This window comes from Kitasatospora sp. McL0602, from assembly GCF_052076145.1.
Classification (GTDB): domain Bacteria; phylum Actinomycetota; class Actinomycetes; order Streptomycetales; family Streptomycetaceae; genus Kitasatospora.
Window position 1 is genome coordinate 2,031,889 of record NZ_CP197246.1, and the last position, 12,632, is coordinate 2,044,520.

General features: G+C 72.6%; 9 protein-coding genes. 2 read left to right on the forward strand and 7 right to left on the reverse strand.

Annotated elements, in window-relative coordinates:
• Nucleotides 1-539: 539 nt before the first annotated feature.
• Nucleotides 540-773 (forward strand): DUF7455 domain-containing protein, encoded by a 234-nt coding sequence (locus ACR68M_RS09305; RefSeq protein WP_441249972.1) that lies wholly within the window; start codon nt 540-542, stop codon nt 771-773.
• 140 nt (nt 774-913) lie between these two features.
• Here ACR68M_RS09305 and ACR68M_RS09310 read toward each other — a convergent pair whose 3' ends face one another.
• The 7 genes from ACR68M_RS09310 to ACR68M_RS09340 form a co-directional block, all read right to left on the reverse strand.
• Complete coding sequence (locus ACR68M_RS09310; protein ID WP_441249973.1) at nt 914-1,768, reverse strand: S1 family peptidase; 855 nt, start codon at nt 1,766-1,768, stop codon at nt 914-916.
• Nucleotides 1,769-1,970: 202 nt separating this feature from the next.
• A complete protein-coding gene (locus ACR68M_RS09315; RefSeq protein ID WP_441249974.1) occupies nt 1,971-3,575 on the reverse strand; it encodes an RNA polymerase sigma factor in 1,605 nt (534 codons plus the stop codon).
• 319 nt (nt 3,576-3,894) lie between these two features.
• Entirely contained in the window at nt 3,895-4,767 is an 873-nt protein-coding gene (locus tag ACR68M_RS09320; RefSeq protein ID WP_441249975.1) for a FadR/GntR family transcriptional regulator, read from the reverse strand.
• Nucleotides 4,768-4,999: 232 nt separating this feature from the next.
• Nucleotides 5,000-5,815: a hypothetical protein gene (locus tag ACR68M_RS09325; protein WP_441249976.1), complete on the reverse strand. Its 816-nt coding sequence runs from the start codon at nt 5,813-5,815 to the stop codon at nt 5,000-5,002.
• Nucleotides 5,816-5,817: 2 nt separating this feature from the next.
• Nucleotides 5,818-6,978, reverse strand: a complete 1,161-nt coding sequence (locus tag ACR68M_RS09330) for an ATP-binding cassette domain-containing protein (RefSeq protein WP_441249977.1) — start codon at nt 6,976-6,978, stop codon at nt 5,818-5,820.
• 211 nt (nt 6,979-7,189) lie between these two features.
• Entirely contained in the window at nt 7,190-7,933 is a 744-nt protein-coding gene (locus tag ACR68M_RS09335) for an NUDIX hydrolase (protein WP_441249978.1), read from the reverse strand.
• 151 nt (nt 7,934-8,084) lie between these two features.
• Entirely contained in the window at nt 8,085-10,352 is a 2,268-nt protein-coding gene (locus tag ACR68M_RS09340; RefSeq protein WP_441251556.1) for an amylo-alpha-1,6-glucosidase, read from the reverse strand.
• Nucleotides 10,353-11,207: 855 nt separating this feature from the next.
• On the opposite strand from ACR68M_RS09340, the gene ACR68M_RS09345 reads away from it, so the two are divergent.
• Nucleotides 11,208-12,521 (forward strand): alpha/beta fold hydrolase, encoded by a 1,314-nt coding sequence (locus ACR68M_RS09345; RefSeq protein WP_441249979.1) that lies wholly within the window; start codon nt 11,208-11,210, stop codon nt 12,519-12,521.
• Nucleotides 12,522-12,632: the final 111 nt, after the last annotated feature.

Consider the following 12,632-nt stretch of genomic DNA (forward strand, 5'->3'; position numbering starts at 1 on the left):
CGCTGCCTCACGCACGGTGCGCACTCCCATCGTCCTGGACCACCCTTCGACTTCCTCGCCCGACTCCGGCCGACCGGCCCGGTCGGCTCCCTCTCGGCTTCCACAGTGTTTCCGACAGCTGAGACAGCGGTGGTTCGACCCCGTGCCGCTTGTACGCGCTGCGCGAACAAGACCTCCGCCGACGGCGGGGGGCGCGGAGCGTCATCTCCACCTCCGGCCACGGGTCCTGGCGGATCGTAGCGCGCGGCGCAGGCTGTCGAACTGCCGATATGCAGGCTACCGGTGCCAGGGGCGGGGCTTATGCTCCAACCCAGCGGAGGATTATGCTACGCGGACCTCGCCCGTCGCTTCGATCGGACGTTCGAGCCGCTCGGGATGCTCTCGGAATCGGTACGCATGAACCGCCGACGCCGTGGGCACGTCCTCAGCAACAAACACAGCAGAATCCTCAGAGAAGAAAAGCCACGAGCGGGAACGTTTTCGGCCTGGTTGGATGTTGACCCTGGTACGACAGCTCGTCGAGCTAGAGAAGAGGCGACGTGACTACTGTTCTGACACCTGCGAGCCCGCTGACCGCGGCTGACCGCTGCGACCGTTGCGGCGCCCAGGCATACCTGCGCGTCGTACTCGCGAGCGGCGGAGAGCTGCTCTTCTGCGCCCACCACGGGCGGAAGTTCGAGCCTGAACTGAAGAAGATCGCCGTCGAGATACAGGACGAGAGCGGCCGTCTCAGCACGACCGCCACAGCCCCGGCCCCCGACGACGAACGCTGACCTCGCGGCTCGCTCGGCGAGCTCCGTCGAGCTAGGCGTCGAGCCGGACGGCGACCCCCTCCAGGGGCCACCGTCCGGCTCTGTCATTTCCCCGACCCTCACACACCGCTGTCACTCGGACACGTAGAGTTGACAGGCCGTCAGAGCTTGGCCCTGACCGCGTCCGCCACGGCCGAGAGCCTCGTGTACACCCCGGGGTGGTCGGCCTCCGCGCAACCCGTGCCCCAGGAGACGACGCCGACCAGGCGCCCGGCGACGACCAGCGGACCGCCGCTGTCACCCTGGCAGGCATCCTTGCCACCCTGCTGCTCGCCCGCGCAGACCATGCCCCGGGCGTCGAAGCCGCCGTTCGCACTGCCACCCGGGTAGGCCGCGGCGCAGGCGCCGTCCGGCACGATCGGCACCTCGACCCCGCGCAGCGCCGACGCGTAACTGCCGTTGCCGGTGGTGTCCCCCCAGCCGTAGACCTCGGCCGGCGTCCCCGCCGCGTACGGCTCCGTCTCGCCCTGGCCGACCAGTTCGAGGGTGGACGCGTCGGGCTGGGCCTCGGCCAGCGTGAGCACCGCCACATCCTGCATGTTGGCGTCGAACGAGTACTGCGGGTGGATCCACACCGTACGGACCGTCACCTCGCGGCCGTCCCGGCGGTTCAGGTCCTCCCGGCCGACGATCGCCTTCAGGCCGGGCCGGTCGGTCCGGTTGCCGCGCTCGTCGTAGAAGCAGTGTGCCGCCGTCACCACCTTGGTCGGCGTGACCAGCGTCCCACCGCAGAACTGCCCCGAGCGGGCAGTGCCGAACTGCTGGGTGCTCGCGAGCGCGACCACCCACGGGTGCTGGGAGAGCGACGCCGGGTGACCGCCGACGATCCGGTGCTGCGCCTGCGCCTCGGCCTGGGTCGCCGTGCCGATCGCGAGCAGCGGGGCCGGGAGGACCGCCAGCAGCGCCAGCGCGATCGGCCGACGACGCCGTGACGTGGCATTCGGGGTGGGCTGCACCGATGTCTCCAAGATGGTCCGACGACAGGGAACCGACTCAGCGTAGTCGCCCGGTCACCTGAAGTGGCGTCAGCGCCGCCGACGCCACCCGGACGAGCGACGCACCCGCCCCGACACGCCGGAAGGGCCCGGAGTGCGTGAAGCACTCCGGGCCCTTCCGGGATGAGCAGTCGGACCGAGCAGTCGGACCGAGCAGCCGGATCTAGTCCAGGTAGTCGCGCAGCACCTGGGACCGCGACGGGTGACGCAGCTTGGACATGGTCTTCGACTCGATCTGGCGGATGCGCTCACGCGTCACGCCGTAGACCTTGCCGATCTCGTCCAGCGTCTTCGGCTGACCGTCCGTCAGGCCGAAGCGCATCGAGACCACGCCCGCCTCGCGCTCGCTCAGGGTGTCGAGCACCGAGTGCAGCTGCTCCTGGAGCAGGGTGAAGGAGACCGCGTCGGCCGGGACGACCGCCTCGGAGTCCTCGATCAGGTCACCGAACTCGCTGTCGCCGTCCTCACCGAGGGGGGTGTGCAGGGAGATCGGCTCACGGCCGTACTTCTGGACCTCGATGACCTTCTCGGGGGTCATGTCGAGTTCCTTGGCCAGCTCCTCCGGGGTGGGCTCGCGGCCCAGGTCCTGGAGCATCTGGCGCTGGACGCGGGCCAGCTTGTTGATGACCTCGACCATGTGCACCGGGATACGGATGGTGCGGGCCTGGTCGGCCATCGCGCGGGTGATCGCCTGACGGATCCACCAGGTGGCGTACGTCGAGAACTTGTAGCCCTTGGTGTAGTCGAACTTCTCGACCGCGCGGATCAGACCGAGGTTGCCCTCCTGGATCAGGTCCAGGAAGAGCATGCCGCGGCCGGTGTAGCGCTTGGCGAGGGAGACCACGAGACGGAGGTTGGCCTCCAGCAGGTGGTTCTTCGCGCGGCGACCGTCCTCGGCGATGATCTCCAGCTCGCGCTTGAGCTTGGGGGCCAGCTTGTCCGCGGCGCTGAGCTTGTCCTCGGCGAAGAGGCCGGCCTCGATGCGCTTGGCGAGCTCGACCTCCTGCTCGGCGTTGAGCAGCGGGACCTTGCCGATCTGCTTCAGGTAGTCCTTGACCGGGTCGGCGGTGGCACCGGCGACGGCGACCTGCTGGGCGGGAGCGTCGTCCTCGTCGTCGTCGGAGAGGACGAAGCCCTCCGACTCCTCCTCGGGAGCGTCGGCACCCTCGGCCTTGTCGCCGGGCAGTGCCGTCTCCTCGACGGACTCCTCGTCGCCGAGCTCCTCGTCACCCTTGCCCTTGGCGGCGGTGGTCTTCTTGGCGGCGGTCTTCTTGGCCGGGGCGGCAGCCTTCTTGGCGACGGCCTTCTTGGCGGGAGCGGCAGCCTTCTTGGCGGCGACCCGGGCCTCGGCCATCTCGATGCTGTCGACGACGGTGACCTCGACGGTCGAGGTGACCGTCGGGGCGCCGGTGCTCGCCGCAGGGGCGATCCGGACGGGCGGCTTGGTCTGGGCCACCGGGGTGCGGGTGACCGTCTTGGTCGCCGTGCGCTTGGTGGTGCTCTTGGCCGCAACGCTCTTGCGCTTGGAGCCGGCGGGCTCCGCCGCACTGACCATGAGGTCCACTCCTTCCTCAATCAGAACCTGGTTGAGGCTGCGCATGACGTTCTTCCACTTGGTGACCGGGATCTGGTCCGCCTCGAATGCCTGACGCACGTCGTCACCGGCGATCTGCCCCTGGGCCTTGCCCCGCTCGATGAGCGCGAGCAGAGCTGCGGACTCGGCGATCTCGGGGGGGAGCGAACGGGATGTGCTGGCCGACACGAACAACCTCTCGGACGATGAGTGGATCTCGAACCCGTACCGGGCCGCCCGAGAGGGCGGGGAAGGATCACGCGCAGACACGCACGCGCTGTCGATTCCGACCGGCTCGGGCTTGAGGACTGGGTTTGCAGGACGGCAGCAGCGCCGCAGACCAACACAGCATTCTGACACTGTGGCGGTATTCCCGGAGCTGCTTCCGCTCCGTACACATCGCTGCTACCCCTCCAGTGTTACGCATAGCCTTCGTGGCGCCGGTCACACCGGCGCCACGAGTCGCCCGGAGGTCGCTCCCCACCGCCCGAAATCCGTCCTCCCCGACCCCGGCTCAGTGCTCGCGCGGGGCCGGGACGGAGTGCTCGACCTCGGGGTGGACGGTGAGCAGCGCCCGGACAGCGGCCTCGGCGGCGGTGCCGTCGCCGGTGCCGAGGGCGTCGACCAGGCGGGTGTGCAGGCTCACCGAGGACTCCGAGGGGCGCTCGCACGAGGCCGCCTGCCCGCCGGACACGTGCAGCGAGCAGGAGATGACGCTCGAGAGGTGCTCCAGCATCCGGTTGCCCGCCATCTGCAGGACGAGGGCGTGCAGCTCGGTGTCGGCCCGGCCGTAGCTGACCAGATCGCCCTGGGAGCCGGTGTGGGCCATGATCTCGGTCAGCTCGACCAGCCGCTGCTGGACGTCCTCCCGGCCGTGGCCGGCGGCCAGCCGCGCCGCCAGCGGCTCGATCGCCCAGCGCAGCTCGAAGAGCTCGCGGCGCTGCTCGTCGCGCTGCGGCCCGAAGGCGCGCCACTCGATGATGTCCGGGTCGAGCAGGTTCCAGTCGGCGACCGGGCGGACCCGGGTGCCGACGTTCGGCCGGGCGCTGACCAGGCCCTTCGCCTCCAGCACCCGCAGCGACTCGCGGACGACGGTGCGGGAGACCTCGAAACGCTGGCCGATCTCCTCGGGGACGAGCGGACGGTCGGCGCCCAGATCGCCCGAGACGATCATCTGGCCGAGCTGCTGGACGAGCTGCCCGTGGAGACCACGTCCCCGGCTGCTCGTGGTCTTGCGACCGACCCGGGAGAGGTCGGTCTCGGCGCCCTCCCAGCGGGGGGCGGGCGGGATGGGCCGATCGGCGTAGGAGAAGCGGTCCAGCTCCGCGGAGCCGACTGCGTCGGCCGAGCGAGCTGCGGTCATGGTGGGGTGCGCAAGGGTACTCACACGTCCTTTGTCGGCGATCGGCGGCCCCGGCTTGAGAATTCTCGTGAAAAGCACACGAAAGGGTGATCGCCCGTGACCGGATAATTGACCTCTTATCAGCCAGAACCGGATTTTTCCCGCGCTGCAGAGCGATCTTCATGACTGGCCGTCACGATCGCCGTCACGATCGCCATCACACTCGCCGCCACAACGGTCGTTGTCGTGACGGGCGTCGTATCCGTGCTCCCCGTGGTCAGAGTGCACGGCGGCGGGCCTGGACGAGCAGGCAGGCGACCAGCAGGACGGCCGGCGGGGCGAGGACCACCGCCACCAGCAGCGGCTCCAACGCCCCCGCCGCACGCGGCAACGCCTCACCCCGTGCCCAGTCGAGGCCGTACTGGAACGGCAGCAACTCCCGCACCAGCTCCGGCCACCCCCGCCCGGCCTGCCGCAGGACCAGCGAGAGCACCGGCTCCAGCAGCGGCGGCAGCGCGCAGAGGATCAGCACACCCGCAGCCGCGCTCCGCGCCAGGGAGGTCAGCAGCAGGCCCGTCCAGGCCGCCAGCACCACCAGGGCTACGAACACGGCGAGCGACCGGAGGACGGAGCCCTCCTGCGCGAAGAGCCGCGGGTCCACAGTCTCCGGCGTGAACACCCGCCCGGCACGCGCCCCCGGGGGGAGCGCGAGCCGGAGCGCGACGGCGTCCAGCGCCAGCGTGACGACCGCGAGAGCCGCCGACACCGCCCCGACCACCGCGAGCTTCCCCGTCAGCAGGCCGATCCGCCGCCGGTACGACACCCGCGAAGCCGCCAGCCCCGGGTGACGGACCTCGTGCCCGTACGAGAGCGCCCCCAGCGCTCCCGCCCCGAGGGCCGCGATCGGCAGCGGGAGCAGCGGCACGACGGCGGTCACCACCCGCACGGCCGCCGCCGCGGACAGCGTCCCCGAGGGCAGCTGACGGGCCAGCAGGGCCGCCACGGCGACGTCGCCGAGCAGGACGGCAGCGAGCAGGAACCAGGTCGAGCGGAGGCCGCGCAGCCGCCGCGTCTCGTATGCCAGTACGCGCACGGTCACTCGCTCCGATGGTCGGGACTGAGGGCGGGGGTCGGGGCGGGGGCGGGGGCCGTTGCCGACACCTGGTCGGGCAACCCGCCTGGGCGCTCGAGGCGGAAGAGCGGCGGCAGGACTGTCGTCGGGGCGTCGTGCTGCCTCGGCGCGGTAGGAGTCTGGGCCTGGCTCGCGGCCTGGGCCTGGCTCGGGGCCTGGGCCTGGCTCGGGGCAGCGGCACCTACCAGGGCCGTGGCCGGCCCGCGCAGTTGGACGTGACCGGACCGGCCCGAGGCGGCGGGGAGGGTCGGGTGGGCGACGGGCTGTTCGACCACCCGGTCGGCCAGCTCGTGGAGCAGGATGCCGTGCCGGTAGGCGAGTTCGCCGATCTCGGTGCGGCCGACGCCGCTCACGGCGATGCCGACGCCGCCGTCCCGGCGGACCTGTGCGCCCTGCTCGGTGAGCAGGTCCGCGAGGCGGGCCATCTGCGGGCCCCGGACGGCCACCTCCGGGTGGAGCCGGGTGCGGCGGAACTCCGTGACCGGCTGATCCGCGATCAGGCGCCCCTGGTCCAGGGTGATCACCCGATCGGCCAGGACCGATGCCTCCTGTGGCGTGCGGGTGGTCACCAGGACCGTGCCGCCGGCGACCGCGAACGAGCGGAGGAAGGAGTGGAACCACTCGACATTGCGCGGCGAGAGCTCCTCGGTGGGGCAGTCCAGCAGCAGAGTGCCCGGATCGCCCAGCAGGGCGGCGGCGAGCGCGAGGCGGCGGTGCATGCCCGGTGAGAAGGAGCGCAGCCGATGTTCGGCGACGCTCGCCAACCGGGTCTGCTCCAGCAGTTCGTCGGCCCGACGGCCCGGGACGCCCACTGCTCCGGCCAGCATCCGCAGATGACTGCGGGCCCGGCGGCCGGGGTGCCCGGCCATTCCGTGCCCAGGGGGCAGCAGGACGCCGACCTCACGTTCGGGGCGGCGCAGGCGGCGGTAGGTCCGGCCGTCGAAGAGGGTGATGCCCTGGCCGCACTCCAACTCGACCATCAGCCGCAGGGCGGTGGACTTCCCCGCGTCCTCGGCCCCGAGCAGGGCGGTGACCATGCCCGGCCTGGTGTCGAAGGTCAGATCGAGCAGGGCGGGGGGACGGCCTCGGCGGTAGACCTTGGTCAGTCCGGTGATCTGGATCATCGCTGCCTGCTCCCACGTCCTCGGCCGACAGGGTCCGCGAGGCACGGGTGGTCCCCGTGTCTGCCCCGCGCCAGCACAGTAGGCCGCAGAGAAGGAGAATTCGGGCATTACGGATGGTTCGCACCCCGCGTGGTCACACAGCTCACCCGATCAGGCGACAAGCGGAACGGGGTCCGGACGCCACACGTGTCACCTGGAACCCGGACGGGTTTCAGGACTCCGGGCGGAGCATCGGCGGGTTGAGCACGGTCGCGCCGCCCGCCTTGAAGAGCTGAGCCGGGCGGCCGCCCTGACGGGTCGTCGTGCCACCGGTCGGCACCAGAAAGCCAGGGGTGCCGGTGACCTTGCGGTGGAAGTTCCGAGGGTCGAGAGCGACGCCCCACACCGCTTCGTAGACCTGGCGCAGCTCGCCCACGGTGAACTCGGGCGGGCAGAAGGCCGTGGCGAGCGAGGAGTACTCGATCTTCGAGCGGGCCCGCTCCACACCGTCCGCGAGGATCCGCCCGTGGTCGAAGGCCAGCGGCACGCCGTCGGCCGGGCTCTGCCCGATCAACTCGCCGGCCGGAGCCCAGCGGGCGCTGCTGGCGTCGCCACCCGGGCGCGGCGTCGGCAGATCGGGGGCGAGCGCGAGGTGGGCCACGCTCACCACTCGCATCCGGGGGTCGCGCTGCGGGTGCCCGTAGGTCGCGAGCTGTTCGAGGTGGGCGCCGGCTGAGCTCTGGCCCGCTGTGGAGTAGGCCCGCAGGCCGGTCTCCTCGGCGAGCTCGCGGGACGCCGCCTCGGCGAGCCCCTCGTCCGGGCGCACGAAACCACCGGGCAGTGCCCAGTACCCCTGAAACGGCGGCTCGCCTCTTCGGACCAGCAGGGCACTCAACGCGTGCTCCCGCACCGTCAGCACCACCAGGTCGACCGTGACAGCGAACGGGGGAAAGGCCGACGGGTCATAACGCGACATGGAGACGATGATAGTCGTCTCTCTGACGATAAGCACAGGTCCGGGGACCTGGGGTGATGCTCGCCCCGAGGGGGCGGGCCGAGGCGGGGGGCCGGGGTGCCGAGGCGGGGGGCCGGGTTGCCGGGGGCCGGGGTGCCGGGGGCCGGCCAGGTCAACGGGCGCCCAGCTGGAGCTCTGGGGATGCCTCCTCCACCACAGCGACACCGATCCGGCTCACCCGGACCGAGAACGGCTCCCCCGCGACCCGCAGGCCTGTCAGCTCCAGCTCACCGAGCGGCGCCGAACTGGCCGGGCGGACGAGCACCCGGCCCGCCGGGACATCCGGGCGCACCCCGGCGAGTGCGGCCACCAGGTGGACGGCGGAAGCAGCCGAGACCGCCGCCGGACGGCAGGCCGCCGGGTGCGGCACCGGCGGACACCCGGTCACCCGCTGCTCCCCCGCATACATCTCGGGCAGCCGGCCCTCGAAGTGCGCGGCGGCATCCAGCAGGCCGGACAGCAGCTCGCCCGCCTCCCGCTCGAACCCGGCGCCGGACAGCCCGGCCACCGCGAGAGCGGTCTCGTGGACGCGGACGGCGCCGCTGCGGTGCCCCAGCGGGTTGAAGCGGGGGGACTTCGCGCTGAGCGTGCGCAGGCCCCAGCCGCAGTCGAATTCGGGAGCCACCAGGCGCTGGGCGAGCAGCCTGGTCTGCTCACGGTCGAGCAGCCCCTCGTGGTGGGCGCCGTCGGCGGCGAGGCCGAGGTCGAGCAGGTGGACGAAGGACGAGGCCACGGCGGGCAGCGGGCGGCCCGGCCCGACAAGGGCTGCGGCCGGTCTGCCGCCTGACAGGTCATCGATCCAGAACTGCTCCCGGAAGCGGTCGCGCAGCGCTGCCGCCCAACCTCGCCACTCCGCTGCACCCGGGCGGCCGAAGGCCTCCAGCAGCTCCGCTCCGTGCAACGCCGCCCGGTGGGCCTGAGCCTGCACCTCGCAGCGGGCAGGCACCGGGCGGGTGCTGCGCTCCTCGGCGGTGCGGCCCAGATCGGTGACGAAGCCGGTGGGGCCCTCGACGGGAGGGCCCTCCTGGGCCGCCGCGTCATCGCCGGTCTCGTGACGGCGGACGCTGCCCTCGGGAGCGAGGTCCGTCAGGTTGGCGCGCAGCGCTGCGAGGGCCCGCTCGGCGGCCGGGATCAACTCGGCCACCTCGTGGGTCGGCATGCCCCAGCGCCAGGCCTCCGCCAGCACCGTGACGAACAGCAGCGTCGCCTCCGTGGCAGTGCAGGACGGCGGCAGCTCGGGCCCGGCGTGGCGAAGCGCGCCCGGGATCACACCCTCGGGGCGTGCGCCCCCGGAGTACTGACGGCGTGCGAGTGCACGGAGCGTACCGGCGGCGAGGCGAGTACCCAACGGGAGCGTCATCCTGGCGGCCCAGAGGGCGTCAGCCGAGGTCAGCCCGAAGCGCCACGGCACGCCGGCGGCGGCGTAGAGGTCGGTGGGACGGTCCGGGTCGGCCAGCAGCAGCCCCCCGAGGGTGTCGAGCGAACGTGGGACGAGCAGCTCGACGCGCGAGTCGTCGCACCGCACCTCCGGGGCCGACCACGGAAGCGGCACGCCCTGGCCACGGCCGGTGGGCGGACGCACCACACCGGGGTTGAGGATCTCCAGCTCGGTTCGCAACTCGACCTGCCAACGCGCGCCGGGCTGTACCTCCAGGTCCCAGCGCAGCACGCCGGCGCCGGCCAGCACGGCATGCGGGGACGGCCGGGCCGCCACCGTGGCGCTGTGGTGCTGACCGACCCAGCGCAGACCGGCCGACTGCACCTGTGCGGGCAGATCGGGCCAGCGCTGCCCCGCAGCGACCTCGGCCAGCTGACCGAGGTCCGTCCCGAGCGTGATCTCCAGCGGCAGCCGGGCGGGCCGACCGCTGGTGTTACGTACCGTGACGGTCTCCACGCCGTCGGCGTGCCTGAGCCGCTCGACCGTCAGCGCCGGGTCCGGATCCGGATCGCCCGGCACCCGGACGGCGCCGACGAACCGTGCCTCGGCAGCCGAGGTGAGCGTCCCCTGGAGGGGCAAGGGCTCGAAGCCCCCGAGCCGCAGCTCCATCCTCGCGAGCACCCGGACTCCGGCGCGGAAGAAGCCGTGCAGGCTGTGACCACGCAGCTGCCCGTCCGGCCCGGACGCTGCCATCGCCGGAGCGTTCACGCAGATGACCTCGGCGTGGGCGGACAGGGCCTGGGCCCGCCCCGGGGCCTGCGGGCGCTGGGGGCCGGGGGCGGCACCCGGCGGCACCTGCGGGGCTTGCGACGGTTGCGGTGGTGGCGGCTGAGGCACCTGCTGGGTGAGGGTGGGTGGGCTGACGGGGGGCTGAGTGACGGGGCGTGAGCTGACAGTCGGCGGGGCGAAGGGAGGCGGCGGCGTGGTCGGCCCGACCGGCATGGTGTGGACGGGCGCGCTCGGCGGCACTGACTGTGGCTCTGCCTGGGATGGCGTCGTGGCCGTCACCTGGCTCTCCTCCCTCGGCCGACCGCCGGGCGCTGGCCCGGTCGGCCGAGCGCATGCTCGATCGCGGTCTGGTCGTGCTCGTGCTCGTGCTCGTGCTCGTGCTCGTGCTGCTGACTGTGTTGCTGTCTGTGCTCGTCGTGCGGTCGGGGCCGACCAGCGACCCGGCTGCTGCCGGTACCCGCCGGACACCCAGGGCATGGTCTGCCCCGTGGTCAGCGGATTGATGCGGCTGGTCCGGAGGCCGCCGCAGTACGCCCGCGCCCGAAGCCATGCCCACAGCCGCACCCGGTGTACTGCCCAGGTGCCTGTCCCGCGCGGCACCCGGACATCAGCCCTGATACGACGACCGGTCAGGCCACCCGACGGTGCTTGCGGGCCGGTCGGGCCAGTCGGGCCGGCGCGGCAGGTCCAGCTGGGCCGGCCGTCGGGGACGGGCCCACGACCACCCCGCAGGATGAACGCCCCGAACCTCCGCCAGGTCACGCCGGCAGGACAACTGCCGCCCCACCCTGGCAGCCGCCGAACACCCGCTCGGCGCGGTCGTACCGGCCCCACCCGCTCCCCCGAACGTGCGGAGCCAGGGTGCCGGATCCAGCCGGGCCCGTGCTCGGGACCGCCCTTGCCGACTCCCGGCCGCCGCCAGGATACGGTGCGCAGGCGGCGGCGTTCGCACCGGGAGAACCGGGCCGCTGCCGCAGCTGCCACCGCCACACGAAGGCCGGTGGAAGACCGGAACATCGCAGGTGGTCGCCGAACCGCGCCCGTCACCAGCACATACCGAGGAGTTGCATGTCCACCGCCAGCCGGCTGCCCGGGATTGTCACGACCGACCACGTCTTCCAGGTGCCGCTCGACCACCAGGCCCCTGACGGCGAGCAGATCGAGGTGTACGCCCGCGAGGTGGTGGCGCCCGGCCGGGAGAACGACGACCTGCCGTGGCTGCTCTTCCTCCAGGGCGGCCCCGGCGGAAGGGCCAACCGGCCGCTGGGCCGGGACAGCTGGCTGGTACGGGCCCTGGACGACTACCGGGTGCTGCTGCTCGACCAGCGCGGGACCGGGCGGTCGACCCCCGCCACCCGGCAGACGCTCGGCCGCCGGGGCGGCCCGCAGCAGCAGGCCGACTACCTGGCCCACTTCCGGGCCGACTCGATCGTCCGAGACGCCGAGCTGATCCGGCGTCGACTGCTGGGCGAGGGCGGCCGGTGGAGCCTGCTCGGCCAGAGCTTCGGCGGGTTCTGCACCCTGACGTACCTCTCGCTGGCGCCGGAGGGGCTGCGCGAGGCGTTCGTGACGGGCGGCCTGGCGGGCCTGCGAACGTCGGCGGCAGACGTGTACCGCGCCGCGTACCCGCGAGTGGCTCGAAAGAACTCCGCGCACTACTCGCGCTACCCGCAGGACGTCGCCGTGGTGCGCGGGATCGCCGCGCACCTGGCGAAGACCCCGGCCCGGCTGCCGGACGGCGGCATCCTCACCGTCGAGGCCTTCCAGGGGCTCGGCCTGATGCTGGGCTCGGGCACGGGCTCGCACGCGCTGCACTACCTGCTGGAGGAGGCGTGGGTCGACGGTGTGGACGGCCCTGAGCTCTCCGACAGCTTCCTCGCGGGCGCGCAGGCTCAGCTCGCCTTCGGCAGCGGCCCGCTGTACGCCGTGCTGCACGAGTCGATCTACGGCCAGCGCTCGGTGGACGAGGCCGGGACGGGCTGGGCTGCTGAACGGGTGCGCGGCGAATTCCCCGCCTTCGACGCGGCGCTCGCGCTGGAGTCGGGCGCGCCGGTCCTCTTCACCGGCGAGATGATCTACCCCGCGCTGTTCGAGACCGATCCGGCGCTGCAGCCGCTCCGCGAGACGGCGCAGCTGCTCGCCGAGCGGGGCGACTGGCCCGACCTGTACGACCTCGAGCGGCTCGCTGCCAACACCGTGCCGGTGGTGGCAGCCGTCTACCACGACGACATGTACGTGGACACCGCGGATTCGCTGGCAACTGCCGACGCCGTGGCGGGCCTGCGGGCCTGGGTGACCAACGAGTGGGAGCACGACGGACTTCGGATGAGCGGCGGGCAGGTGCTCGACCGCCTGATCAGGATGGCGCGCGGCGAGCTCTAGCCGGGCCGCGAGCTGGTTGCCGAGTCCGGCGAGGAGGCTGCGTCGGGGCCCGTGGAGGCGGGGCCCCGGCGGCGTCGGCTTCGGCTGCGTCATGACGGCTCCTTCCCGGAA